The sequence below is a fragment of the Aeromicrobium ginsengisoli genome, assembly GCF_004134905.2.
GTDB lineage: Bacteria > Actinomycetota > Actinomycetes > Propionibacteriales > Nocardioidaceae > Aeromicrobium > Aeromicrobium ginsengisoli.
In genome coordinates, this window is record NZ_SDPQ02000002.1 from 601,198 (window position 1) to 626,812 (window position 25,615).

The window sequence follows — 25,615 nt, forward strand, 5'->3', positions numbered from 1 at the left end:
AGATGTGAGATGAACGAGATGGCCTTTCGCGTGACATCAAACGATGGCACCACCATCGCCTACGACCGGAAGGGAAGCGGCCCGACTGTCGTCCTGGTAGGCGGCGCACAAGACGATGGAGCCGAGAACGCTCCCTTGATACCTGCACTCGCCGAGCACTTCACGATTTACAACTATGCCCGTCGGGGACGCGGCGCGAGCGGCTTCACCGAGCCCTACGCCGTGGAAAGAGAGATCGAGGACCTGGATGCGTTGATCGCGGAGGCGGGCGGCTCGGCACACCTGTTCGGGGCGTCCTCTGGTGGCGCTCTGGCGCTGGAAGCCGCCGCGGCCGGGTCAGCCATCGACACGATCGCCGTGTGGGAGGTGCCGTACGCGGTCGGGGACGACATACGCCCGCGATTCGAGGAGTACGTCGCGGACACCCGACGCGCCTTCGACGCCGGGCGCGACGAGGAGGTTCTCGAACTGTTCATGCGCATGACCGGCGCCTCCGACGACAACATCGCGGCCAGGAAAGCGGCAGGCAAGCAGACGGCGCATTGGGCGGATTCGGTCGCCCTCGCGCCCACGCTGGTCCACGACAGCCTCTTCCTCAACCGCTACCAGTTGCCGGCCGATCGACTGGCAACGGTCAACCAACCGGTCCTGGTCACCACCGGAGGACCGATCACGGTCCCCTACATGGCAGGCCTGCCCTCGGACTTCTTCGACCGCGCAGCCGACGAGCTTGCAGACCTCCTACCCCACGCTCAACGGGAGACCCTCGAGGGGCCGGATCACGTCGTCGACCCACAGATCGTCGGCCCGCTGTTGCTTCGGTTCTTCAGCAGCGAACACTGAGGGGCCCGCGAGGTGTTGCGGGAAGACCGAATCCGTCTGACACGGTTGAGCGGTATCGCCACGTGCTCACGACCCTGCATACGTCCATCCCCCACCGGACCGGCTAATCCGCGACGACGGCATCTCCCCCACGTCATACCGCCGCGATGATGACGACCTGAAACAGCGCCGACCAGACCGTAATCAGTTGAATCATCGACACGGTCTCCGTCTCCTCAGCCCGTTGCGGCGTTCACCCACTGGCACCAGACGTCTTGGGTGTGAGCGTCGCCCATTTCGGAGGCGGTCGGTATGAGTTCCGACGCCGTTGGCGGGATCGTGGTCTTGAAGGTCGTCTCCACCCAGCGCCGATACGGCTCATTCAGCACTGAATGACCTGGGTCGGGTCGAGGCGGCTCGTGCCAGTCCTCGTTCCAGCAGATCTCGTCATAGCCGATGCCGATGAGCCGCAGAAAGTCGACGGCGTTCTCGCCCAGGACGCAGGTGAGAAGAGATCCGCTACCTGAGCCCAAATGAACGATGAGAGTCCGTCCGTCTGGAGCGCGCCACAGTGCCGCAGCGGATCCGTCAGCGCCAGTCCGGCAAAACGGCCACAGGGTGGGCATTCCCTCACGCAGCGGACCGAACCATGCAGTGACCCGTCCGACCTCGTCAGCTCGGTCACCGCGGAGCAGGAGATTCGTCCCGGGACCCTTCGGCCACTGCGCAGACAAGGAGCCGTAGAGGTCGCCATTCCGACCTCGTTGGACGAACCCGTTCGCCTCAACCCATTCGAGCAACATGCGAAGGGGCTCGGGGACCTCGAGACCCGACGGAACGCGAGACAACGTCAGGTCCGTGAACTCAGCCACGGCACAAAGGCTACTAGCGCGGGGCACTTGGCGAAGTCCTTGCACTCACGCGCTAACCCGTGGAGGTCCAGGTGAGGTCAAACTCCTCCTGGGCGATTTCCCAAGGCGTCCAATCCCCTGTGTCGACGAGCTTCGCGTTGCTGAGAAAGCCGTGCTCGTCCTCGTTGTGCGAGGAGCCGTATCGCAGGGTCGGACCATCGTCGTAGATCTCGATCTGGCGCACCGGATACCCGTCTTCTGCAACTTCGAAGAGCCACGTGCTCGCGCCCCAGTGGGCGTGTTCGTCTCCACGAAACTCGTCCCATCGACGCTTGAAATACCGAGATGCCATACGACAACTCTCTCAGTGGACGACAGGCCGCACCCTGCTTGGCGGCGGATTCGTTCAAGTCGGTCGACCCGCAGGTGCGTCATACCGCCGCGAGTGGATCGCCTCGGCGGACTCATTCGGAAGTCCGCAGATCCCTGATCAACTCGCGGAATAGATGGCGACCGGCGTCGCGGTCGCGGCGAGGCGGCCGTCTTCGACCATGACGTCGAGGTGGGCGAGGGTCTCGCAGACCGCCATCATCTGGTTGAAGGGGTCGAGCTCGGTGAAGTGGCGCTCCCGGCGGGTCCAGAGCAGGCGATCGGCGACGTCGGCGGCGGTGCCGCTGCCGAGCGTACGGACGACGCGTTCGGCCTGTTCGAAGCGCTCGGCGTGGTGGGCGAGCAGCTCCCCGACGCGGTCGTGGACGCTGTCGGCGGGATAGCCGTGCGCCGGCATGAGCCGGGCGTCCGGTCGGGTCAGCAGCATGCGGAGCGACGTGAGGTAGTGCTGCAGCGGCAGCTCGCGGGCGCCGAGCTCGAAGCCGATCGAGGGAGTGATCGTCGGGAGCACGTGGTCGCCGGTGAACAGCAGTCTGTTGACGTGGTCGTGGAAGACGAGGTGGCCCTTGGTGTGCCCGGGCGTCGGCACGACCTCGAGCTCGCGAGGGCCGAGGTCGAGCGTCTCGGCGTCGAGCCACGAGTCGGGCAGCTCCCAGCCGTCGTGGTCGAACGGCTCGGCTGCGGTGGCGTCGATCATGTCGGAGGCGAGGGCCGGAGCGCCGGCGCGCTCGAGGTCGCGGATCGAGCCCACCGGGACATTCGTCCGTATGGCCATGACCTCGTGCAGGCCGGGCTGCTCGTGCCGGCCGAGGTGTACGCGTGCCCCGAACAGTCGGCGCAGCTCGACCGCGAACGTGTAGTGGTCGCGGTGGATGTGGGTGACGTAGACATCGTGGATGTCGGCGGGGGAGTGCCGGATCCCGGCGAGCGCGACGGTGAGCTCACGCAGCGCCGAGGGAACGCGCCAGCCGCCGTCGATCAGGGCGAGCCCGCGGGCCGTCTCGATGGCATAGACGTTGATCGCCCGCAGCCCGTCGTTGGGCATCGACAGGGGGATGCGGTGCACGCCGGGCGCGACCTCGTAGCAGCCTGGATCGGTCCAGGCCGAGGTCGGCACACCCGAGGTCGTGGTCACTCGTCGGCCACCATGACCTTCTCCTCGCCCATGACGGCGATCCGGCGGCCGCGCATGTCGCCGACGTTGGCGACGGCGTCGAGCCACGCCTGGCTGGCGAGTGCGGCCTCCATGGCCTCCTTGGAGTCGAAGCTGAGGACCGACAGGCCGTCCCAGCCCTCCGACTTCTCGCCCATGGCCTCGAGGATCTCGGTGTGGTGCCAGCGCCGCAGGCCCGGCAGGGCGTACGTCGGATCGGCGTGGTCGTTGCGCCACCACTGGATGAACTGGTCGTGCGTCCAGTCCCGCGGGCGGGCGGCGAGGACGATGAGGTTGTACATGGGTCTCCTTGGTCTGGGGCTGGTCAGCCGGGCGTACGGCTCAGGTCGGTGGCGAGCCGCACGGCGTCGTCGCGCGACAGCTTGCCGACACGGTTCTGCGGCAGGGCGGCGACGCGATGGACGAACTCGGGCCACTTGAACTTGGCGAACCCGGCGGCGTCGAGATGCGCGGTGACGGTGTCGAGGTCGAGCTCGGTGCCCGTCGTGACGATGAGAGCGGCGGCACGTTCGCCGAGCAGCTCGTCGGGCACCGGCACGACACACACCTGGGCGACGTCGGGCATCTGCGCGATCGCAGCCTCGACCTCGTTGATGTCGATGTTGCGGCCGCCGCGGATGATGATCTGCTTCTCGCGGCCGACGATGTTGAGCGTGCCGTCGGGGTTGATCCGGGCCAGGTCGCCGGTCGGGAAGAACCCGTCGGCGGTGACCGCGGGTGGCTCCGGCGCGCCGTTGCGGGCATAGCCGACGAAGAACGACGGGCCCTGGACCTGCAGCTGGCCGACCTCGCCGGCGCCGCGGGGGACTCCGTCCTCGCCGACCACCCGCACCGTGGTGCCGGGGAAGGGCCGGCCGTCGCGCCCGAGGCGCACGTCCTCGCTCTCGCCCGGCAGGGGAGTCGTGTGGCCGAGGCACTCCGACATGCCGAAGACGCGCAGGAACTTCGTGCCGAGCGTACGTTCGGCGCGTCCCAGCGCTCCGGAGTCCATGGGGCCGCCGCCGACCGTCATGGCGGTCAACGACGAGAGACTGCCCTCGGAGTCGGGCTGGATCGACAGCTGCAACGCCATGGTCGGCACGAGCATCGTCCACCGCACGTCGTGCTCGGCGAGGACGCGCAGCGCCGCCGAGGGCTCCCAGCCGTCGAGCGTGACCATGGGTGAGCCGAGCATCGCGGGCAGATACATGCCGAAGCAGAATGCGGCGACAGACGACAGGGGCACGAGCGCGCCGACCGGGTCGCCGGGCTGCAGGCCGACGGCGTCGATGGTGCACGTGCCGGCATAACGCAGCGCCTCCTCGGACTGCACGACGCACTTGGGCCGGCCGGTCGAGCCTGAGGTCATGGCGACGACGACACCGCCACGCCAACGCTCGACGTCACTGGTTGCGCCGGGGCGGGCAGCGACGGTCCAGCCGCCGAGCGCCTCGTCGCGAGCGGAGAAGTGGTCGGCGGGCACGTCCCAGCCGATGATGACGGGTTCGGAGGCGATGACGACGTCGGGCACGAGGTCGCTGCACGCGATCGCGAACTCACCCGGCGTCGCGTGTCGGCTGACGACGGCGATCAGGCCGCCCCGCATGCCGACGGCGAGCGCCGCGGAGAGCGTGCGCCACGTGTTGTCGGCCTGCACGAGCACCGTCGGCGCCCCGTCGACGATCGTGGCGAGGACGCCGGCGAGCTCCTCGGCCTGGCGCAGGACCTCGGCAGTCGTGTGCGGGCCGGACGCGTCGATGACGGCGACCGATTCGGGCGTCGTCGCGGCACGTGCTGAGAACTCCGCTACCAGCTGTTGCATGGACCTACCTCTTCCGTGCCGGGGCCTGGAGCCCGGCGTGATCAGGACTGAATCGTGCGCTCGAAGTCATCGCGCCGTCCACCCTCCGTCGACGACGAGGGTCTGGCCGGTCACGTACGAGGATGCGTCGGAGCTCAGGAACAGCAGGGCGCCGTCGGCCTCACCCTCGTTGCCGCCGCGGCCGAGCATCGTGTTGCGCCGGACCCAGCCGGCGGACGCGTCGTTGGTGAACAGACCGTCGGTCATCTCGGTGTCGAACCAGCCGGGGACGACGGTGTTGACGCGTATGCCGCGGCGTCCCCACTGGCCGGCGAGCTCACGGCTGAGCCCGATGACGCCGGACTTCGAGGCGGCATAGCCGGCACCGCCGATCGGCGCGGTCGACACCATCCCGACGACCGACGAGACGTTGATGATCGACGCCTGCCGGTCACCCTCGACGGTCTGCGCTACGGCGACGGCGAGGTGGAACCCGGCCGACAGGTTGAGGTCGAGCAGGGCGGCGAAGTCGGCGGGGGACTCGGTCTCGGCCTCCGGCGGTCCAGCCCGCCCGGCGTTGTTGACCAGCACGTCGACCCTGCCGTGGTCGGCCACGACCCGGTCGACGAGGAGCTGGCGGTCCGCGGCGTCGGTGATGTCGCATCGTATCGGGACGATGCCGTCGTGCTCCTTGGCCAGGATCTCGAGCCGGTCGAGGCGGCGGGCGGCGGCATAGACCGTCGCGCCGGCACCCGCGAGCGTACGGGCGAATCCGAGGCCGAGGCCCGACGAGGCGCCCGTCACAATGGCGGTGCGCCCCGAGAGGTCGAACAGCGACAAGGGTGATGTGGTCACGAAGGCTCCTCTCAGTAGACGGCCGTACGACCGCCGTCGACGGCGATCACCGACCCCGTCGTGTAGCCGGATCGCGGACCCGCGAGGTGGACGACCATGCCGACGATCTCGTCGGGCTGGCCGAGGCGGCCGGCGGGCAGCCCGTCGACCACGAGGCTGATGAACTCGTCGTCCCAGTCCGCAGCCATGTCGGTCTCGAACGCCCCGGGCATGACGCAGTTGACGCGCACGGTCGGCGCGTACTCCTGGGCGTACGCCATGGTCAGCGCGTTGAGGCCGATCTTGGAGGCGGAGTACATCGCCTCGGCGGGGCTCGGCCGGATCGCGCCGATGCTCGAGATGTTGACGATCGACCCGCCACCTGCCGCGGCCATACGGGCGCCTGCGACGGCCATGAGCCGGAACGGGCCCTTGAGGTTGACCTCGATCGTCTTGTCGAACAGGCCCTCCGGCACCTCGAGCAACGACGGTTTGAGCGGTGCGATGCCGGCATTGTTGACGACGATGTCGAGCCGGCCGTGCTGCGCGATGATCGCGTCGACGGCGGGCTCGATCGCGTCCCACTGGCCGACGTGGAGGGGGAGTGGCGTCACGATGCTGCCGGTCTCCTCGGCGAGCGCTGCCGCGGTCTCCTCGCACGCCTCGGCCTTGCGGCTCGACACGACGACGGTGGCGCCCTCGAGCGCGAGGCCTCGGGCGATCGCGCGGCCGAGTCCGCGGGTCGCGCCGGTGACGAGGGCGACCTTGCCGTCGAGCTCGCCGGTCACGAGGTCGCCTGCTTCTTGAGCTCGAGCCGGGCGATCGTCCGCAGGTGCACCTCGGTCGGGCCGTCGGCGATCTGCAGCGCGCGGGTGATCGCGAAGAGCCGGGCGAGGACCGTGTCGTCGCTGACCCCGGCTGCCCCGTACGTCTGCACGGCGCGGTTGACGACGGTGTGCGCGGTCTCCATCGCGGCGACCTTGATCGCGGCGACCTCGGACCGCGCGGCGGCGTTGCCGGCGGTGTCCATGAGCCACGACGCCTTGAGCGTCAGCAGGCGGATCTGGTCGATCTCCATGCGACTGCGGGCGATCCACTCACGTACGACGCCTCGGTCAGCGAGCGGTCCGCCGAACGCCTCGCGGGCGACCGCCCGTTGGCACATGAGCTGCAGCGCGCGCTCGGCGAACCCGATCGCCCGCATCGCGTAGTGCATGCGGCCGGGCCCGAGCCGGCCCTGCGCGATGGCGAAGCCGCCGCCCTCCTCGCCGAGGATGTTGGTGACCGGCACGCGGACGTCGGTGAACTGCACCTCACCGTGGCCGAGCCGGTCGCGGTAGCCGAACATCGGCAGGTCGCGGAGGATCTCGATGCCGGGGGTGTCGAGCGGCACGAGCACCATGCTCTGCTGACGGTACGACGGTGCGTCGACGTCGGACTTGCCCATGAAGATCACGAGCTTGCAGTCGGGGTCGAGGACGCCCGAGGCGTACCACTTGCGGCCGTTGAGGACGTACTCGTTGCCGTCACGGCGGATCGTCGAGGTGATGTTGGTGGCGTCGGAGCTCGCGACGTCGGGCTCGGTCATCGCGAACGCCGAGCGGATCTGGCACTCCAGCAGCGGCTTGAGCCACTCGTCCTTCTGCGCGTCGGTGCCGTACATCGCGAGGATCTCCATGTTGCCGGTGTCCGGCGCGGAGCAGTTGATGGCCTCGTTGCCGATGATCGACCGGCCGACGAGCTCGGCCAGCGGGGCGTACTCGAGGTTCGTCAGTCCGGCGCCGAGGTCGTCGTGGGTCATGAAGAGGTTCCAGAGGCCCTGCTCGCGGGCGATGGCCTGCAGGTCGCGCATGACCTGCGGCTGCTCGTGCGGGTTGTCGTTGGCCTCGACCTGCGAGTCGTAGACCGCCTCGGCGGGGTAGACGTGCTCGGTCATGAACGTCTCGAGCCGCTCGAGCAGCGCCGTGGTGCGGGGTGAGTAGTCGAAGTCCACGAGGAACCCTCTCTGGTGTCCGGGCGCTCAGCCGAGCCGGTCGCGGCCGGTACGGATGAGCGTGATGATGGTGTCGGGGAGACGTTCCTGGTCGGGGTCGACGTGGCGGCCCTCGCGGTGGCGGCGCAGGTTGTGGCCCATGATCGCGGCCATCTTGAAGCGGCCCAGCGCGTTGAACCACGCGAGATCATCGAGCGGTCGGCCGTACAGCTCGACCAGCTCTTCCTCGCTCGGCAGCCCGGGGACCTCACGGCCGACGCCGGGGAAGTTGGTGCCGTCGGCGAACACCAGGAACCAGCCGAGCTCGACGCGCGGGTCGCCGGTGCTCCAGATCTCCCAGTCGATGACGGCGGCCGGGTCGAGCCCGGTCGAGATGATGTTGCCGAGGCGGTAGTCGCCGTGCACCAGAGTCGGCGCGACGGCTTCGGGGACCGACGCGGCGAGCCGAGCCTCGAGGTCGGCCGCGCCGGGTACGAGCTCGGGCGGCACGGCGGCCATCGTGCGCGACCACCGCTGCAGCTCGTCTTCGGGGCTCAGTGCGGGACCGTCGACGGGGATCTTGTCGAGCGGTACGTCGTGCAGCGCCGGCAGGATCTCGGCCGCCCGTCGCATCCGCGCTGCTGCGAGGCCGGGTTCGACCTCGGGGTCGTCGAGCACGGGCTCCAGCGACTCGCCGGTGACGAACTCCATGGCGAACCACGCCGTCTCGGTCTCGTCGACCACGATGATCTCGGGCACCGGTACGTCCGTCGGTGCGAGCGCCTGCATGATGCGCGCCTGGCGCACCATGTCGTGCCGGCCGACGGGGCGCTGGCCCTCCGGCACGGCCTTGACGACGACCGGGCCGTTCGACGTGGGGACGCGATAGGTCAGCCCGGAGTGACCGCCGAGCAGCGGCTCGAGCGCCTGCACCTCGAGGCCGGGGTCGACCCGCTGGAGGGCGGCGGCGACGCGAGCGCCGAGGGTCTCTTCGAACGTCATGGGCGCGGCTCCCGCGGCAGGCCGAGCACGCGCTCGGCGAGGATGTTGTGCTGGATCTCGTCGGTGCCACCCGCGATGCGATAGCCCGGGGCGCCGAGGACGTGCTCGGTCCACGCCCACGTGCCCCACTCGCCGGACTCGACCGTGAGATCGCTGCCGAGCAGCATCCGCACGACTTCAGACGTACGCGCCATGGTGTTGGTGGCGAGCAGCTTGCCGACCGACGCCTCGGGCCCGGGTGCCTCGCCGGCGACGACCGCAGCGGCGACGCGCATGCCGGTGAGCCGCTGGACATAGCTGCGAGTGATGAGGTCGGCGACCGTGTCACGCTCGATCTCCGACAACGGTCCGCGGTGCCGGGCGAGCTCGACGGCACGGTCGGCGTTGTCGAGGCCGAGGTTGCCGGAGTCGAGGCGTTCGGCGGCGAGCACCGTCAGCGCGACCTGCCAGCCCGCGCCGACCGGGCCGAGCCGCATGGAGTCATCGAGGACCACGCCGTCGAGGTAGACCTCGTTGAAGCTGCTACCGCCGGTCATCTGCCGGATGGGCCGCACCTCGACGCCGGGGGTGTCCATCGGCACGAGGAACACCGTCAGGCCGGCGTGCTTGGCGGCGGTCGAGTCCGTGCGGCACACGGCGATGCCCAGATCGGCGATCCGCGCGCCGGAGGTCCACACCTTGTGCCCGTCGAGGACCCACGAGCCGTCGCGCTGCACGGCCTTCGTACGTACGGCGGCGAGGTCCGATCCCGCCTCGGTCTCGGAGAACAGCTGACAGGCGATGAGGTCGGTGCGCAGCATCGCGCGTACGTAGGTCGCCTTCTGCTCGTCGGTGCCCCACTGCGCGATGGTCGGCGCCACGAGCTGTTGCGTCACGGAGAACATCTCGGTGCGGCGCGGCACGTCGAACGTCGCCTCCTCGCGCTGGAACGCCAGCGCGTGGGCGAGCGGGAGCTCGCGGCCGCCGTACTCGGCGGGCCAGGTCAGGGCGGCGCCCCAACCGGCGTCGAACTTGGCCTGTTCGTAGACCCGGATCCGGTCGGTCTCGGCGCGCTCCTCGGCGGCGGTCCAGTTCTCGAAGACCGCGACGGTGTCGTCGCCGTCGCCCCAGGCGGTCGCCTGGCGAGGCGGCGCCTGCTGGGCGAGCCAGGCGCGGGCCTCGGCGATGAACGTTGCGGTGTCGGGTGTGGGCACGCTGCTGCCTCTCAGACGGCCAGGACGGTGCAGGCGCTGATGCCCGGTGCGCCGTAGACGTGGGTGAAGCCCAGATGCGGGCTGCCGGGCACCTGACGGTCGCCGGCCTCGCCGCGCAGCTGGGTGACGATCTCGTGCACCTGCCGCAGTCCGGACGCGCCGATCGGTTCACCGTTCGCGATGCAGCCGCCGTCGGTGTTGACCGGCATGCTGCCGTCGATCAGCGTCGCGCCCTTCTCCAGCAGCTGCTCCTGCTCGCCGTGCTCGCAGAACCCGCACTCGGCCATGTGCATGATCTCCGCGCCGCTCTCGGTGTCCTGCAGCTGCAGCACGTCGATCTCGTCGGGGCGTACGCCGGCGGCATCGAACGCCGCAGCGGCCGCCGTGGTGCTGACGCTGGTGGGTGCCCCGATGCCCTGGATGGCCGGCGCGAAGACCTCGAACGTGCCGAAGCCGCGCGTACGTGTGACAGCCGACAGCAGCGACACGGGTCGTCCACCGAGCCGGGTCGCCACGGCCTCGCTGGCGACGATGATCGCCGCGCCGCCCTCGCCGGGGGAGCAGAACATGTAGCGCGTCAGCGGGTCGTTGACCATGTCCGCCGAGGCGATCTCCTCAGCCGACATCGGCGTGCGACGCCAGGCGTTGGGGTTGAGGGTGCCGTTGGCGTACGCCTTCTCGGCGACCTTGGCGAGCGTCTGCGCGGTGATGCCGTACTCGCGCATGTAGCGGGCGATCTTGATGCCGAAGAACTGCGTCGTCACCATCAGCCCGGCCTCGCCGTAGCCCGCCGGGAGGCCCCATTCCTCGGGCAACGGGGCGAACGCACCGCGGCCGTGCTTGTCGAACCCGACCGCCAGGGCGATCTCGGCGGAGCCCGAACGGATCGCGTTGACCGCCGACACGAGGGCGCTGCCGCCGGTCGCGCAGCCGTTCTTGACGTTGGTGAACGGGATGCCGGTGAGGCCCAGCTCGGCAACCAGCGTGTCGGCGAGGCCGGATCCGTCGCTGCCGCCGAAGGCGATCTGCACGTCCGACCACTCCAGGCCGGCATCGGCGAGCGCGGTGCGGATGGCCTGCACGGCCATCTCGCGTCCGCTGACCCCGGGCTGGCGGCCGAACGCCGACAGGCCGGCGCCGACGATAGACACCCCGGTCATGCCACGACCTCGAAACGGGGGACCGGCACGGTCGCGGTCAGGCGTACGGGCGCATGGCCCTCGAGCTCGGCGAAGTCGGCGCACTCGAGCACGGCCTCGACCTTGACGCCCTCGGACAGCTCGACGTAACCGACGGCGAACGGCACGAAGCCGTCCGCCGGCGGCACGTACGGCGGGGACTTCGGTGCGAACCGCTGCACCGTGAAGCCCCACACCGTGCCGTGCTCCGACAGCTCGATGGGCTGCATGACCTGCTGGCCACACCGCTGACACCCGTCGGCGACCGGGAAGGCGACGTTGCCACAGCTGTCGCACCGGCTGCCGTGCAGGCGGGGCGCTGATTCGGTCGGGCTCACGTCATCTCCTTGTCGTACGGCGGGGTCGTCGGCGGCTCAGGTCAGCGGCCGACCCACTTGGGCTCACGCTTCTCCAGGAACGCCTGGACGCCTTCCTTGGCGTCCTCGGACTGCAGCGCGTTGCCCACCGCGAGGTGCTCCATGACCATGAGCGACTGGATGTCGGCGTCGAGGCCGCGGTCGATCGTCATCTTGGTGAGCCTCATCATGAACGGGCTCTTGTCGGTCAGCTGCGCGGTGAAGTCGGCGACGGTCTTGTCGAGCTCGTCGGCCGGCGCCGAGGCGTTGATGAGGTCGAAGTCGACCGCTTCCTGGCCGGTCAGCAGCTTGCCGGTGAGCATCAGCTCCTTGGTCTTGCGGATGCCGATCATGCGGGGGAGGCGGTAGATCGGTCCGGCGCCACCGAACAGGGCGCGGCGGATGTGGAAGTCGCCGATCAGGGCGTCGTCGCTCGCGATCGCGAAATCGCACGAGATCATCAGCTCGAAGCCACCCGCGGTGACGTAGCCCTCGAGGACCGCGACGGACGGCGTGTTCATCGAGTAGAGGCGGTCACAGACCTTCGCCGAGATGACGGCGACCTCCATCGCGGTGGTCGTGCCGACGTAGTTGGCCAGCAGCTCGTCCAGGTCGAAGCCGGAGCAGAACGTGTTGCCGCGCCCGCGGAGCACCAGCACCTTGAGCTCGGGGTCGTTGTCGACCTCCACGATGATCTCGTCGAGCCGGTGGAGCAGCTCGAGCGTGACGGCGTTCTTCTTGTGCGGACGGTTGAGCCACACGCGTGCGACCTCGCCATCCTTCTCGAGCACGATGTGGTCGGTGTCAATCACGGCATGTCCTTTCAAAATGAACTGGATTCATTTCAGTATGGGTGACGATGGGTCACCGGTCAACAGGTGGGGTGGTGATCAGAGGCCGACGAGGTCGGCGATCGCGGCGCGATGCGCGCGTGAGCTGCCGAACAATCCCTCGTCGCCGAGGGCGCGGCGGACGTACAGGTGTGCGGTGTGCTCCCAGGTGAAACCGATGCCCCCGTGCAGCTGGACCGATTCGTGGGCCGCGCGGATCACGACGTCCTGGCAGACCGCCGCGGCGATGCGGGCGGGCAAAGTGGCTGCCTCGGGGTCGGCGTCGAAGATCGCAGCGGCATAACGTGATGCCGATCGAGCCCGCTCGAGGTCGACGAGGAGGTCGGCGAGCCGGTGCTTGATCGCCTGGAACGAGGCGATCGCCCGGCCGAACTGCTGGCGTTCGAGCAGGTACGCCGTCGTGGTCTCGAGCAGGTGCGTCGCCATGCCGGTGTGCTCGGCCGCGACGCCGATCGCCCCAGCGGTCTGCACTGTATGCCAGACGTCGTCGAATCGTTCAGGGCCGACCAGCAGCCGAGCGGGGGCTTTCGCGATCGAGACGTCGGCCAGCGGGCGAGTGTCGTCGAGCACCTGTCGGGTGCGGGTGGTGACGGCGTCGTGCCGCAGGTCCACGACGAAGAGTGCCGTCCCGGCGTCAGTGGTGGCCGGCACGATCAGGTGCTGCGCGGTCTCCGCGTGCGGGATGCGCTCGGTCGTGCCGACCAAGGTCCAGCCGTCGCCCGACGGCGTCGCGCGTACGTCATGAGGGCTCGCCCAGGTCACGGTGGCGACCTCGCGGCCCGACGAGATGGCCTCGAGGAGGTCGTCGGCCGGCTGGTCGGCGGCGATCACTGCCTGCACCGCGACGACCGCCGAGGTCAGGACCGGATCGGGCAGCAGTGCGGCGCCGGTCTCCTCCAGCACGACGCCGACCTCGCGCAGCCCGAAACCCGCGCCGCTGAGGGCTTCGGGGACGGCGAGCGAGCCGATCTCGAGCTCCGACATCAGCCGATCCCACGTGCCGTCAGCCTTGGCGACCACGGCGCGGACGATCTCGCGGAGGTCGTCGTGCTCGGGGACAGGAGTGAGGATCGATGGATCCGCGGCGGGGGCCGCGTCGAACGTACGGGCAGCGGTTGACGTGGCTGGCATGAGGACCTCGATGGGGTGACGAAGCAAACTGAGACGAATTCAGTTTAGATCAGACACGACGTACGTGCCAGAGCCCCACCCTGAGGAGGCCGGCTCAGGCCCGGGCCGGAACCTCTGCGGAGTCGACGAGGCGCGCCGCGGCCTCGGCCATGACCTCAGTGATCTGCTCGAGCGTCATCTCACCGCCGGGTCGGTACCAGCGCCACACGCCGACGACCAGGGCCAGCAGCATGCGCGCCGACAGCAGCGCGTCGTCGACCCGGAACGTGCCGTCGTCGATGCCCTTCTGGACGAGCCCGGTCCAGTTGTGCTCGATCTCCTGGACGAGGGACCGGCAGAGGAGGCGCTCTTCCTCCTCCTTCTTCGAGGGCCGCTTGGTGGCGAGCAGGTCCATGTGGTTCTGCAGGATGCGGCGCTGCAGCGCGTCGCGGGGCGAGGCCTCGTACGCGCTCGCGACGGCGGCCGTCAGGGCGGCTGCGGGGTCATCGGCGGCGGACGTGGCGGCCTTGAACCGCTCGACGGAGTTGCTGAGCTCGAGCCGCATGATCGTGAGGAGGCAGTGCACCTTGGACTCGAAGTAGTGGTAGAGCGCGGTCTGGCCGATGCCGACGTCGTCGGCGATCGTGGCCCACTTGGTGTGCTCGAACCCCTCCTCGCCGAAGCGGTCGATCGCGGTGGCGATGATCACCGCACGCTTGGAGCGCGGGCTCTCGGTGCGCGGTGCGTTGTCGACTGTGCTCATCGATGCGATTCCCAACTCTCGTGGCCGTCAGCGACCATGACCTGAACTCGGCTCATTCGTACAGTGCCACGGGTGAAAGCGTGTGGCAATTCTTAGCGACCTTTGTGGAGATGTGTCCCAAACTGATATGAGTTCAGTATGACGCATTCTTTCTTCTTCTGCTCGGGCGACGCGCGATGAGCCTCAGTGGTCGGCAGGTCCAGGTCGTCGCCTATCCGCGCGGACCGGTCGAGGAGCGGCACTTCGAGGTCGTCGAGGTGCCGGTCGAGCCGGTCGGGCCGGGGCAGGTGCTCGTGCGCAACACGTGGACGTCGGTCGATCCCGGTCTGCGACTCCGGCTGCGCGAGGCGGCGCCGGAAGGCTACTTCGTGGCCTTCCCGTTGCACGCCGCCATGGACGGGATCATGACGATCGGCGAGGTCGTGGAGTCGCGTGCCGAAGGGTTCGCACCGGGTGACACGGTCTGGCACGCGCGGGGGTGGCGCGACTACGCCGTCGTCGACGCCTCCGCGGTGCAGCTCAGCGGCCTCGGCACGCTGCGGGTGCTCGACACGTCGATCGCCGAGCCGCAGTGGTATCTCGGGGTGCTCGGTGGCATGGGCCTCACGGCGTACGCCGGCCTGTCGGTCGTCGGCGCGCTGAAGGGTGGCGAGACGGTGTGGGTCTCGGCGGCAGCGGGAGCCGTCGGCAGCCTCGCCGTCCAGATCGCCAAGTTGCACGGCAACCGGGTCGTGGCCAGTGCCGGTTCGGACGACAAGGTTCGCTGGCTGCTGGACGATCTCGGCGTCGACGCAGCGTTCAGCTATCGCGCAGCACCCGTCGGCGAGGGCCTCGCCATCGCCGCGCCGGAAGGCATCGACGTCTACTTCGACTGTGTCGGCAGCGATCATCTCGAGGCCGCGCTCGACGCGATGAACCGCGACGGCCGGATCGCGATCTGCGGATCGGTGTCGGAGTACGAGTCGGAGCCCGCCGGTCCGCGCAACCTGTTCCTCGCCGTCGCCAAGGACCTGACGATCCGTGGGTTCCGCGGCAGCAGCAACCTCGACCTGCTCGACCAGATGCAGGCTGAGCTCGGGGCGGCACTCGCCGACGGTCGACTGCAGCAGCGCGAGACCGTCTTCGACGGGCTCGCGAGTGCCCCGAAGGCGCTGATCGAGATGATCGCCGGCCGCACGACCGGCAAGACTCTCGTCCACCTCACCGACGTACGTTGAAGGGCTGACCACGATGACCACGATGAGCTCCAGGATCGACGGCAAGGTCGTGCTGCTGACCGGCGCGACGGGCGGGCTCGGGGCTGCGACGGCACGCCGTATCGCCGACGAAGGCGGGCACCTCGTCCTGACCGATCTCGACGTCGCAGCCTGCGAAGCGCTGGCGCAGAGCCTCGCCGACACCCCCGGCCGGCACACGGCGCTGGCCCTCGACGTGTCGGTCGAGGGCCAGTGGCGGGCGGCCGCGGGCTTCGTGGAGGGCGAGTACGGCAGGCTCGACGCACTCGTCAACAACGCGGCGATCGGGAGCATCGCGACGGTGGAGGACGAGGACGTCGAGCACTGGGACCGGGTCATGGCCATCGGGGTCAACGGCGTGTGGCTCGGCATGAAGCACTGCGGCCCGCTGATGGCTGCCGCCGGCAGCGGCTCGATCGTCAACGTGTCGTCGATCCTCGGCACGGTCGGCGGGTTCGGCAACAGCGCGGCCTATCACGCGGCCAAGGGCGCGGTGCGGACACTGACCAAGAACGCCGCGCTCCACTGGGCCACGTCGGGCGTACGGGTCAACTCCCTGCACCCGGGCTTCATCGGCACCGAGCAGCTGCTGGCGCGGCACGAGGGATCGGAGCGCCACGCGGCGATGCTCGCCGGTACGCCCATGGGCCGGCTCGGCCACGGTGACGAGATCGCGGCGGTCGTCGCGTTCCTGGTGAGCGACGACTCGACGTTCATGACCGGCTCCGAGGTCTATGCCGACGGCGGGTGGACGGCTGCTTAGTCCGGGACGACGACGATCCGGCCGCGTACGTCGCCCTCGCGGAGCCGCTGGTACGCCTCGAGGGTGTCGCTGAACCGTACGACCTCGATGTCCGCATGGATCTGCCCGTTGCGGGCGAGTTCGACGACAGCTTCGAGGTCCTGGCGTGGACCCCAGAACGGCGCGTTGACGTGCCACCCGAGCGGCAGGTCGCGGCCCTTGGCGACCGTCATCGAGCCGCCACCACCGCCGACCATGATGAGCCGGCCGCCGGGAGCGAGTGCAGCGCCACCGGCCGAGAGCGTGCTGTCGGCACCCACGAAGTCGAGGACGACGTCGACGAGCGGGGACTCCAGCTGGTCGACGGCGTCGGCGACCGTGGTCCCGGTCGTGTGGGCGCCGTGCTCCCGTGCCGCTTCGAGGGCAGCGGGACGCGTGTCGACGGCGACGGTGTGGGCTTCCGTCGTCTGCTTGAGGATCTGCACCGCGAGATGGCCCAGACCGCCGGCGCCGATGACGAGCACGGTCCCGCCCTCGATGGCATCGCGGTGCAGCCGGATCGCGTGGTGCGCCGTGAGTGCGGCGTCGGCGAGCGGAGCCAGCTCGGTCGCGGCCATGCCGTCGGCGGCGACGAGCTGGCGCTCGGCGGGCACCAGGACGTACTCGGCGAGGCCGCCGGGCCTGCCGAGGCCGAAGCCGACGCGCCCCTCGAGGCGCAGGCAGTGGTTCTCCTGGCCGCGCCGGCAGTTGTGGCAGGTGCCGCATGACCAGACCCCGTGCACGACGGCGAGCCGGCCGAGCCATGATGCGGCGACGCCGTCGCCGACCTCGACGACCGTTCCGGCGATCTCGTGACCCAGGGTCATCGGCAGGTCGTACGGCAGGGTGCCGGGCGCGCACGACATGACGTGGAGGTCGGAGTGGCACAGGCCGGCGGCGTCGACGCGGAGCAGGAGCTCGCCGGCTCCGGGCCGGGGGACCGGCACCTCGCGGATCTCCGGCTCGCTCTCCCACGCGGTCAGCTGGACGGCTCTCATCGACGAGGGGATGGGCATCGCGGGTCTCCGAACTGGGTCGAGGTCGCTCCCGAACGTACTCGACATCGGCCAGAAACTGAACTAGGTTCATGTAGTGGCTTCGAACGACCTGCACCTGGCGCGCTACTACGCGACCCTCGACGACATCGGCATCCGCGACGCGGTCTCGCTCCTCCACGAGGAGGTGACCTACGCGATCGTGCTGCCCAACGGCGTGCTGCGGGGGACCAGCCGGCAGGACATGCTGGACTACCTCGAGTCGCGTCCGCCAGTGCAGCGTCGCCACCACCTGCTGCGCACTGCTGTCGACGGCGACACCGAGTTCGTCTACGGCGCGGTCACGGACAACGACGCGGTCACGGGTCGGTTCGCTGCGGTCGCCCGCATCGAGGACGGCGCGATCCGCACCTACCAGGTCACCTTCGACCTCGAGCTGGTCGTGGTGTCGTCGGGGGAGGAAGCATGAGCGCGACGCCGTTCCTCGACGACTGGTTCACGTTCATGGACTCCGAAGAGCCCGAGCGCGTCCTCGACCTGATCACGGACGACTTCGAGATGTCGATCCAGTTCTCGACCGGCTCTGGGCAGGCCTCGGAATTCCTCGGTGACCGCGCGGGCCTCATCGCGTACCTCGAGCAGCGCGAGGTCAGTGTGCTGGTCCATCACCTCACCCACAGCGCCCGCGTCGACGACGTGGAGATCGCCCTGGGCAAGACAACGCGAGACGGCGTGTTCGAGGCCGCGTTCAACGTGTCCGCCGAGCTCGATCCTGCGGTCAACAAGGTTCGCCGGCTGCTGATCGCGCGTACGCCGGAGATCGAGTTCGCCTGAGGGTCGTCAGCCCTTGACGGCGCCCTCGGTCAGTCCGCTGACGAAGCTGCGCTGGAAGATCAGGTAGACGATCACGATCGGTGCGATGACGATCAGGCTGGCCGCCGAGAGCAACGGGATGTTGGTCGAGTACTGGCCGACGAAGAAGCCGAGGCCCGCGGGCGCGGTCCGCTTCGACGGGTCCTGCATCAAGATGATGACGAGCAGGAACTGGTTCCACGACCACATGAAGTACAGCACCGCGAGCGTCGTGACGGCCGGCCACGAGATCGGCATGAGGATCCGGAACAGGACGACCAGGTCGTTCGCGCCGTCGACCCGGGCCGCTTCGATGAGCTCGCGCGGCACCGAGGCGAAGTGGTTCTGCATCCAGTAGACGCCGAACGGCATGAACAGTGCCGCCTCCGCGAGGATCACCCCGGCGTACGAGTTGGTGAGGCCGATGTCCTGCAGGTTGTAGTAGAGCGCCACCACGACGAGCTCGATCGGCAGGGTCAGTCCGACCACGAAGCCGGTCGACATCAGGCGGCCGCCGAGGGGATTCAGTGTGGCCAATGAGTACGCCGCCAGCGTCACGAGCACGATCGACAACGGCACGACGCACAACGCGATGATGAGGCTCGAGCTCACCAGGTCGTTGAAGTGCGCGGCCTCCCACGCATCGGCGAAGTTGCTCCACGTCCAGCTCGACGGAAGGCTCAGGCCGTTGACCTGGGCGCCGGAGGGCTGGAACGCGGCCAGGATGATGCTCACGAACGGCAGCAGCACCGCCGCGGCCATCAGCGTCATGACGAGGTAGCGACCGGCGGTCGCCGAAGCGGTGGGTCTCATGCCTTCTCCCTCGCGAGCAGCCGGATCAGGGTGATGACGGTGAGCACCATGAGCGTCAGGAGCACAGCCAGGGCGCTGGCGGCGCCGATGTTGCCCTCGTTGAACGCCAGCCGATAGACGAGCAGTCCAGGCACCGTCGTCTGGTTGGCCGGCCCGCCGTTGGTCGTCACGAAGACGAGGTCGAAGCTGGCCAGTGCGGCGATCGTCGTGATGACGCTGGCGATCGTGATCTCGCCCCGCAGCGCCGGCAGGGTGACGGTGAAGAACTTGCGGATGCTGCCGCCACCGTCGAGGGCGACAGCCTCGTAGAGCGAGACGTCGATCTTCTGGGCGCCGGCGAGGAACAGCACCATGCAGAGCCCCGTCATGGCCCAGGTGCCGATCAGGCCGAGCGCGATGAGGGCGTAGTCGTAGTCGCCGAGCCATGCGCGGGTGATCCCGTCCAGGCCGACGAGGTCGAGACCTTGGTTGATCAGGCCGTCGGAGCTGTAGAGCCAGCGCCACGTGATGCCGACGGCGACGAGGGGCAGGACCTGCGGCAGGAAGTAGATCACCCGGAACGCCGTCATGCCGCGGCGGTTGCCGCCCTGCAGCAGCGCCGTCAGGAACAGCCCGAACGCACACGGGATGATGGCGAAGAAGATGATGAGGACGAGGCCGTGCCACAGGGCCGGGCCGAGCGTCGGACTCGTGAAGATCGTGCGGTAGTTCTCCAGGCCGACCCAGGTCGACGGCGAGATGCCGTCCCACTCGACGAACGACAGATAGGCCGTGTTGAGCGCGGGCCAGATCGCGAAGCCGAGATAGACGGCGGCGGCCGGGAGGATGTAGAGGAGCGCCGTGGCGCGGCCCCGCGTACGTCTGCGGGTCCGCACCGCGGCGGTGGTCGTGCCGAGACGGACCTGAGCCCGTCCCGGCACGACGCGGGTGACGTCATCACTCATGGAATGAGTTCCACGACTCCTGCAGTGAGGCCAGGTAGTCCGGCGCTGTCGTCTTGTCACTGAGGAGGCCCTGCACGCCGGCGGTCAGCTTGTCGATCATGTCCGGAGCGGCGAAGTCGGGGAACGGCACGATGCCGTTGTCCTCGACCACGCTCTTGAACGCGCCAGAGATGTCCGCGAGCACACCGCTCGTCTCGACCGCGGTCTCGGTGTCGACCGGCATGAACCCGCTCTCCACCTGCACCTTCGCGGCTTCGGGCGAACTCATGAAGTCGAGGAACGCTGCGGCCTCGTTGGGGTGTTTGGTCTTGGACGAGATCGAGAACGCGACGCTCGCTCCGGACGCGATCTTGTCGGCGTCGGCCGTCTTCTGCGGGAACAGGAAGAAGCCGACGTCGTCACCCATCTCCTTCTGGATCGCCGAGGCGGCCCAGTTGCCGGTGATCAGGTAGGCGCTCTTGCCGTTGACGAAGTCCGCCTGGGCGTCGCTGTCGGCTGTGGCGTTGGCCGACTGGGGGACGTATCCGGCCTTGACCCAGTCGCTGACCTTCTGCGCGGCTTCCTTGGCGCCGGCGGTCTCGATCGACGAGCCCGACTTGCCGTAGACCCAGTCGCGGTACTGCGTCACGTCGCCCAGTGAGTTGGTCAGTGCGTTCCAGAGCTGGAATCCGCCGACCTGCAGGCCGCCGAGGCTGAACGGCGTGGTGCCGGAGTCCTTGACCTTCTTGAGGTCTGCCTCGAAGTCGGCGAGCGTCGCCGGGGTCTCCGAGATGCCGGCCTTCGAGACGAGATCCTTGTTGTAGTAGACGCCGAGGACCGACAGGGCGCCCGGCACCGCGTAAAGGCCGCCGGTGCCGTACTCCTTGGCCTTCTTGTCCGAGCTCAGCACCTCCAGGCTCGAGGCGGGGAACGAGTCGTTCCACGAGTACGCCTTGGCGTACGGCTCGAGGTCGTAGATCAGGCCGGCGGGGACCAGGGCGCGCATCGCGCCGGGGTTGTACTCGGCGATGTCCGGGGGAGTCGACGACGCCATCGAGAGCTTGATCGACTTCACGTAGTCCGAGAACGGGGTCTGCTGAGCCTTGATCGTGATGTTGGGGTGCTTCTTCCGGAACGCGTCGATCAGCGCGTTGGTCGGCGGGTCGTCGGTGTACGCGAGGTTGAGCGTGACGGGCTTGCTCGTGACCTTGGTCGACACGTCGTTGGGCTTGTCCGAGTCGGACGAGCCGCCACCGGCACAGCCGGCGAGGACGACGAGCGCCGCCACCGACACGGGAATCATGGCGCGGAAGGTGCGCGATGAGGACTTCATGGGTTCTCCTGAAATGGTCTGGACAGGGGGGGTGGGTCTCGCAAGATGGGTGCGGCTACTCCCTTCGGACTGACGGGGACTCGAAGCGCTCCCGCTCGATGGCGGTGAGCGAGTGGCGGATGGCGCCCTGGGCGATGGCCTCCGAGCCGAGCCTCGAGATCTCGAGACGGGGCGGCCGGAGTGGCCCGTTGCTGAGTGCCTCCTCGAGGGCGTCGAGCATGACCGACCCGAGCGCGGCCATGTCCCCTCCGATGACGACGACCTCGGGGTCGAGCAGTGCACGGAGCGCTGCGACGCCCTTGGCGAATCGCGCGGTCACGGTGCGTACGGCCGAGAGGGCCCAGTCCTCGCCGCGCTGCGCAGCGTCGTTGAGCTCGGTCAGCGTCACGGGGCCTTCGCCGTCGCGGTTGGCGGCGGCGATCGCCAGGAGCTCGCCGGTCCCGGTCCACCGCTCGAACGGTCCCAGCTCGCTGTCGGCGTCCGTCCCATGGGCCGGATCGACGACGAGGTCGAGGTAGCCGATGTCGCCGGCGTCGTTCGAGGCACCGCGATAGAGCTCGCCGTGGAGCACGATGCCGGCGCCGATCCGCTCGCCCCAGTCGATGAACACGAGCGCGTCCTCCTTACGAGGCTCGCCACGCCAGCGCTCGCCCTTGGTCGCGAGCTTGACGTCGTTGTCGAGATAGATCGGGCACGAGACGAGCTCGCGAAGCTCGCTGACGAGCGCGTTGCCGGCGGCCTCGGGCATGCTCGGGATCAACGTGACGACCCCGGTGACCGGGTCGACGATGCCGGGGGTGGCGACCGAGACGTGCCAGACCTTGTCGGGCGTGACCGCCATGTCGGCGAGGGTGTCGGCGACCTGGTCGCGCACCGCCGCTCCGATGGACGTACCGGATCCACGCGTGAGGACGGTGCGAGTGTCGCCCACCGTCTCACCGGCGAGGTCGGCGACGATCACGCGTATGCCGTGAGGGTTCACATCGATGCCCACGGCATAACCGGCCTCGGCGCAGAACCGGACCATTTGGGGCGGTCGGCCGGACGTGTTGGCCTCGCGGTCGGGTCCGGTGATCTCGGCGTATCCCGCGCTCTCGAGCACCGTGAGCGACCGGGTGACGGCCTGCCGGGAGAGCCCGGTCCGCTGGGCGAGCGAGGAGACGCTGATGCGTCCCGCAGCTCGCAGCTGGGCGAGGATCGCGGCCGAGTTCACTTCTTGCATGAACTTCGTACCGACTGCCACCGCTGGCTCCATGTGGGCCGCACCTTCCGTCATTCCGCTGAATTTCGAGTACGCTAACATACTTACGGACCGTACGGAACTAATTAAGGAACCGAGATGCCGACTTCACCCGAGACCGACGGCGCACCGGCCCCAGCGCCTTGGGTCACTGAGGTCGAAGCGCTCTGGGCCCGCGTCACGGGCGGCACGTGTGGGCTCGATGTCGAGGTGCTCACGGCACGGACCGACCGGTCGTACGAGGCGCAGAGCCGGTCGGACCGGCTGACCGTACGCGCGACCGACGCCGGCGCCGCATGCGTCGCGATCCACCAGTTCCTCCGGAGGCACTGCGGCGTCGCGGTGATGTGGGACACCGCGCTGCCGCTGCGGATCTCGGAGCTCGGCGTCTCGGACGTGGTGGCCGGATCGGCGATCGTGCCGGACCTCTACTACCTGAACTTCTGCACGTTCGGCTACTCGACAGCGTTCTGGGGCTGGCCGGAGTGGGAGCGGGAGATCGACTGGATGGCGCTCCACGGCGTCACGATGCCCCTGGCTCTCGTCGGGCACGAGGCGACGCTGCGACTCGCGTACGGCCGTCTCGGCATGCCGGAGGACGACGTCCGCCGGTTCCTGGGCGGGCCGGCCTACCTGCCATGGGTCTACATGGGCAACCTCGACTCGTTCGCCGGACCATTGCCCGAGGACTGGATCGACGAGCACCTCGAGCTGGGGCAGCGCGTCATCGACCGTCAACGCGCGCTCGGAATGACCCCGGTGCTGCCCGCGTTCACCGGGCACATCCCGCGTGAGATCGCGCCCGACGGAGCGAAGACCCGGCTGTGGCAGGGGCACGAGACGACGGTCGTCGCTCCGGAAGATCCGCTCTTCGTCCGTGTGACGTCCGAGGTCGTCGCGGCTCAGCAGGAGCTGTTCGGCACGGACCACCTGTATGCCAGTGACCCGTTCATCGAGATGGTCCCCGAGGACACCGATGCCTCGGCGGACTACCCCGCGGCCGTCGCGGCGGCCGTCGTGCAGGGGTTGGCCGACGCCGATCCGGAGGCCGTGTGGGTCCTGCAGTCGTGGCCGTTCGCGTACCAGGGTGACTACTGGACCGCCGAGCGCGTGCACACGTTCCTCGACGCGATCCCGGCAGACCGGCTGCTGGTGCTCGACCTGTGGGCCGAGGCGCGCCCGCAGTGGGAGCGCCTCGAGGGGTTCTTCGGCCGGCGGTGGCTGTGGAACGGGCTGCTCAACTTCGGCGGCCGCAGCGAGCCGGTCGCCGACCTCCGATCGGCGGTCGACGGGTTCTCGTCCGCGCTCGAGTCGAACCATCCGCCGGTCGGCGTCGGGCTCACGATGGAGGCGATCCACAACAACCCGGTCTTCTTCGAGCTCGTCGCCGACCGCGCATGGTCGGCCGAGCCGCTCGACCACGGGATTCGTAGGTACGCCCGAGAGCGCTACGGCGTCGAGTCGCCGCGCCTGGTTGAAGCCTGGGCTGACCTGGCCGCCACGATCTTCGACGGTCGTGGTGAACGGATCTTCCCCGAGTTCTTCATCTCGATCGTCGTCGCCAAGCCTGCATTCGAGTCGCTGCTCCGGCCCGACGCGACGATCCACGACGACATCCGGTCGGCGCTCTACTTCGATCCCCAGATCCTGCTGCGCGCGTGGCGTACGCTCGCCGACGTGGCTCGAGAGCGACCAGACCTGGTGGACGGGCCGCTGGGCGCGGACCTCGCACAGGTCGGGACAGCAGCGCTCGTCCGCATCATCGATGCTCGGCTCAGCCGGCTGCTGGGCGAGGCCGTCGCGTCGGGTCGGACCGACCCGGGGACCGTGGCGTCGTTCCTGTCGGCGTTCGACGACCTCGAACTGCTGGTGGCGACCCGCCCCGAGTCGAGGTACGACTCGTGGGAGCAGGCGGCGCTTCGCTGGGGCAGCGAGCCGGAGACCGCAGCCGTCCTGCGGGACAACGCGCGACGGATCCTGACGGTGTGGAACAGTGCTGACGACGAGCATCTCGACGGCTACGCCGCCCGGCTCTGGAGCGGCCTGGTCACGTACTACCAGCGCCGCTGGGCGCGATGGTGTGAGCTGCTGCCTGAGGCGCTCGAGAACCCTGCGGACGCCGAGGCCGTGCTCGCCGAGGATCTTCGAGTGCTGGCGGAGACGTTCATTGCCGAGGGCCCGGCGCCGGTCGAGGCTGGCTCCGTGCTGGACGAGTCGACTCGTCTGCTCCAGGCCTACGGCGACGAGCTGGCTGGGCTCGCCGGGGGAGGTGGGCGTCGTGGCTGACCTTGTCGCGACCGAGGAGCGCAATGCGTCAACCCTCGACCTCGACCTGCGTACGAGCCGTGAGGTCATCGAGGCCTTGATGCGGGAGGACGCCGTGGCGGTCCGTGCCGCGCAGCGGGTGGCGGACGACCTGGCCATGGCGGTGGACCGGGCCCATGAACGTACGAGTGCGGGTGGGCGGATCCACTACTTCGGCGCGGGCGCATCGGGGCGTCTGGCCGTGCTCGATGCGACCGAGGCGACGCCGACGTTCGGCACGCCGCAGGAGTTCTTCACGGCTCACTTCCCGGGCGGGAGGGAGGCGTTCATGGACTCCCGGATCGACCGCGAGGACGCCGAGCAGCTCGGCCATGACGATGCCGCCGCGGTCATGGCGACCGACGTCGCGATCGGGATCACCGCCTCGGGCTCCACGTCGTACGTTCGGGGTGCGCTTCGTCGCGCCCGCGAGGCCGGGGCGTTGACGGTGCTGATCACGGCCAACCCCGCTGCGTCCCTGGCCGCTGTCGCCGACGTCACCGTCGCACCGGACACCGGCGCGGAGGCGCTGACCGGTTCGACCCGGCTCAAGGCCGGCACCGCGACGAAGGTCGTCCTCAACGCGTTCTCGACGGCCCTCATGGTCCGTTCCGGCCGTACGTACTCCAACCTCATGGTGTGCCTCGTCGCGACGAACGACAAGCTCAGGCAGCGTGCTGTGTCGGTCCTGGAGATGGCCACCTCACAGCCTCGCGAGGTCTGCGTCGAGGCGCTCGACCGCTGCGAAGGGGACCTCTCGACGACCCTCGTGCATCTGCTGTCGGGCCGCTCGCCCGCCGAGAGCCGGGAGGCGCTAGCCCGTGGCGGGAGCGTACGTGCAGCGCTCGGGATGCTGCGGTGAT

General features: G+C 69.1%; 27 protein-coding genes. 7 read left to right on the forward strand and 20 right to left on the reverse strand.

Annotated features, from left to right (window positions below; all coding sequences use genetic code 11):
* Positions 1–9: 9 nt before the first annotated feature.
* Positions 10–843, forward strand: coding sequence for an alpha/beta fold hydrolase (locus tag ESP70_RS09825; protein WP_149689092.1), 834 nt, complete (start codon positions 10–12; stop codon positions 841–843).
* Positions 844–1,058: 215 nt separating this feature from the next.
* Here the strand turns inward: ESP70_RS09825 and ESP70_RS09830 are convergent, their stop codons facing one another.
* The 15 genes from ESP70_RS09830 to ESP70_RS09900 form a co-directional block, all read right to left on the reverse strand.
* Positions 1,059–1,694, reverse strand: a complete 636-nt coding sequence (locus ESP70_RS09830; protein ID WP_149689093.1) for a hypothetical protein — start codon at positions 1,692–1,694, stop codon at positions 1,059–1,061.
* Between the two features lie 52 nt (positions 1,695–1,746).
* Positions 1,747–2,025, reverse strand: a complete 279-nt coding sequence (locus ESP70_RS09835) for a hypothetical protein (RefSeq protein WP_149689094.1) — start codon at positions 2,023–2,025, stop codon at positions 1,747–1,749.
* Positions 2,026–2,163: 138 nt separating this feature from the next.
* Entirely contained in the window at positions 2,164–3,198 is a 1,035-nt protein-coding gene (locus ESP70_RS09840) for an MBL fold metallo-hydrolase (protein ID WP_246161993.1), read from the reverse strand.
* Positions 3,195–3,518 carry an EthD family reductase gene (locus ESP70_RS09845; protein WP_149689095.1) on the reverse strand — a complete coding sequence of 108 codons (324 nt, stop codon included), beginning with the start codon at positions 3,516–3,518 and terminating at the stop codon, positions 3,195–3,197. The genes ESP70_RS09840 and ESP70_RS09845 overlap by 4 nt, the downstream gene beginning before the upstream one ends.
* Before the next feature lie 23 nt (positions 3,519–3,541).
* A complete protein-coding gene (locus ESP70_RS09850) occupies positions 3,542–5,038 on the reverse strand; it encodes a class I adenylate-forming enzyme family protein (RefSeq protein WP_149689096.1) in 1,497 nt (498 codons plus the stop codon).
* A 66-nt stretch (positions 5,039–5,104) separates the two neighbouring features.
* Entirely contained in the window at positions 5,105–5,872 is a 768-nt protein-coding gene (locus ESP70_RS09855; RefSeq protein ID WP_188110569.1) for an SDR family NAD(P)-dependent oxidoreductase, read from the reverse strand.
* Positions 5,873–5,883: 11 nt separating this feature from the next.
* Complete coding sequence (locus tag ESP70_RS09860; protein ID WP_149689097.1) at positions 5,884–6,639, reverse strand: SDR family NAD(P)-dependent oxidoreductase; 756 nt, start codon at positions 6,637–6,639, stop codon at positions 5,884–5,886.
* Positions 6,636–7,844 (reverse strand): acyl-CoA dehydrogenase family protein, encoded by a 1,209-nt coding sequence (locus ESP70_RS09865; protein ID WP_149689098.1) that lies wholly within the window; start codon positions 7,842–7,844, stop codon positions 6,636–6,638. The genes ESP70_RS09860 and ESP70_RS09865 overlap by 4 nt, the downstream gene beginning before the upstream one ends.
* A gap of 27 nt (positions 7,845–7,871) precedes the next feature.
* A complete protein-coding gene (locus ESP70_RS09870; protein ID WP_149689099.1) occupies positions 7,872–8,825 on the reverse strand; it encodes a phosphotransferase family protein in 954 nt (317 codons plus the stop codon).
* Complete coding sequence (locus ESP70_RS09875; RefSeq protein WP_149689100.1) at positions 8,822–10,018, reverse strand: acyl-CoA dehydrogenase family protein; 1,197 nt, start codon at positions 10,016–10,018, stop codon at positions 8,822–8,824. Before ESP70_RS09875 ends, ESP70_RS09870 begins: the two co-directional genes overlap by 4 nt.
* 11 nt (positions 10,019–10,029) lie before the next feature.
* On the reverse strand, positions 10,030–11,178 hold the full coding sequence (locus ESP70_RS09880; protein ID WP_149689101.1) for a thiolase family protein: 1,149 nt from the start codon (positions 11,176–11,178) through the stop codon (positions 10,030–10,032).
* Positions 11,175–11,534 (reverse strand): Zn-ribbon domain-containing OB-fold protein, encoded by a 360-nt coding sequence (locus ESP70_RS09885; protein ID WP_149689102.1) that lies wholly within the window; start codon positions 11,532–11,534, stop codon positions 11,175–11,177. The genes ESP70_RS09880 and ESP70_RS09885 overlap by 4 nt, the downstream gene beginning before the upstream one ends.
* Before the next feature lie 41 nt (positions 11,535–11,575).
* A complete protein-coding gene (locus tag ESP70_RS09890) occupies positions 11,576–12,364 on the reverse strand; it encodes an enoyl-CoA hydratase/isomerase family protein (RefSeq protein ID WP_149689103.1) in 789 nt (262 codons plus the stop codon).
* Between the two features lie 78 nt (positions 12,365–12,442).
* Positions 12,443–13,534: an acyl-CoA dehydrogenase family protein gene (locus tag ESP70_RS09895; RefSeq protein ID WP_149689104.1), complete on the reverse strand. Its 1,092-nt coding sequence runs from the start codon at positions 13,532–13,534 to the stop codon at positions 12,443–12,445.
* 94 nt (positions 13,535–13,628) lie between these two features.
* Complete coding sequence (locus ESP70_RS09900; RefSeq protein ID WP_149689105.1) at positions 13,629–14,276, reverse strand: TetR/AcrR family transcriptional regulator; 648 nt, start codon at positions 14,274–14,276, stop codon at positions 13,629–13,631.
* Between the two features lie 176 nt (positions 14,277–14,452).
* On the opposite strand from ESP70_RS09900, the gene ESP70_RS09905 reads away from it, so the two are divergent.
* Both ESP70_RS09905 and ESP70_RS09910 read left to right on the forward strand, forming a co-directional pair.
* On the forward strand, positions 14,453–15,493 hold the full coding sequence (locus tag ESP70_RS09905) for an NADP-dependent oxidoreductase (protein WP_149689106.1): 1,041 nt from the start codon (positions 14,453–14,455) through the stop codon (positions 15,491–15,493).
* Between the two features lie 22 nt (positions 15,494–15,515).
* Positions 15,516–16,274: an SDR family NAD(P)-dependent oxidoreductase gene (locus tag ESP70_RS09910; RefSeq protein ID WP_149689107.1), complete on the forward strand. Its 759-nt coding sequence runs from the start codon at positions 15,516–15,518 to the stop codon at positions 16,272–16,274.
* Here the strand turns inward: ESP70_RS09910 and ESP70_RS09915 are convergent.
* Positions 16,271–17,290, reverse strand: coding sequence for an NAD(P)-dependent alcohol dehydrogenase (locus ESP70_RS09915; protein WP_223148683.1), 1,020 nt, complete (start codon positions 17,288–17,290; stop codon positions 16,271–16,273). The two genes, ESP70_RS09910 and ESP70_RS09915, sit on opposite strands and share 4 nt — an antisense overlap.
* A 94-nt stretch (positions 17,291–17,384) precedes the next feature.
* Here ESP70_RS09915 and ESP70_RS09920 point away from each other — a divergent pair, with 94 nt between their 5' ends.
* On the forward strand, positions 17,385–17,756 hold the full coding sequence (locus tag ESP70_RS09920) for a nuclear transport factor 2 family protein (RefSeq protein WP_149689109.1): 372 nt from the start codon (positions 17,385–17,387) through the stop codon (positions 17,754–17,756).
* On the forward strand, positions 17,753–18,121 hold the full coding sequence (locus ESP70_RS09925; RefSeq protein WP_149689110.1) for a hypothetical protein: 369 nt from the start codon (positions 17,753–17,755) through the stop codon (positions 18,119–18,121). Before ESP70_RS09920 ends, ESP70_RS09925 begins: the two co-directional genes overlap by 4 nt.
* Positions 18,122–18,127: 6 nt before the next feature.
* Here ESP70_RS09925 and ESP70_RS09930 read toward each other — a convergent pair whose 3' ends face one another.
* Genes ESP70_RS09930 through ESP70_RS09945 form a run of 4 tightly spaced genes read right to left on the reverse strand, consistent with a single transcriptional unit; the run spans position 18,128 to position 22,430 of the window.
* Entirely contained in the window at positions 18,128–18,952 is an 825-nt protein-coding gene (locus ESP70_RS09930; protein WP_149689111.1) for a carbohydrate ABC transporter permease, read from the reverse strand.
* Positions 18,949–19,896, reverse strand: a complete 948-nt coding sequence (locus ESP70_RS09935; protein WP_149689112.1) for a carbohydrate ABC transporter permease — start codon at positions 19,894–19,896, stop codon at positions 18,949–18,951. The genes ESP70_RS09930 and ESP70_RS09935 overlap by 4 nt, the downstream gene beginning before the upstream one ends.
* Entirely contained in the window at positions 19,889–21,208 is a 1,320-nt protein-coding gene (locus tag ESP70_RS09940; protein WP_149689113.1) for an ABC transporter substrate-binding protein, read from the reverse strand. Before ESP70_RS09940 ends, ESP70_RS09935 begins: the two co-directional genes overlap by 8 nt.
* A gap of 55 nt (positions 21,209–21,263) precedes the next feature.
* Complete coding sequence (locus ESP70_RS09945; RefSeq protein ID WP_188110571.1) at positions 21,264–22,430, reverse strand: ROK family transcriptional regulator; 1,167 nt, start codon at positions 22,428–22,430, stop codon at positions 21,264–21,266.
* Between the two features lie 117 nt (positions 22,431–22,547).
* Between ESP70_RS09945 and ESP70_RS09950 the strand changes: the two genes are divergently transcribed.
* Together ESP70_RS09950 and ESP70_RS09955 are read left to right on the forward strand one after the other, a co-directional pair.
* A complete protein-coding gene (locus ESP70_RS09950) occupies positions 22,548–24,734 on the forward strand; it encodes an alpha-N-acetylglucosaminidase (protein WP_149689115.1) in 2,187 nt (728 codons plus the stop codon).
* Positions 24,727–25,614 carry an N-acetylmuramic acid 6-phosphate etherase gene (locus ESP70_RS09955; RefSeq protein WP_223148684.1) on the forward strand — a complete coding sequence of 296 codons (888 nt, stop codon included), beginning with the start codon at positions 24,727–24,729 and terminating at the stop codon, positions 25,612–25,614. Before ESP70_RS09950 ends, ESP70_RS09955 begins: the two co-directional genes overlap by 8 nt.
* The last annotated feature ends 1 nt before the right edge of the window (position 25,615 follow it).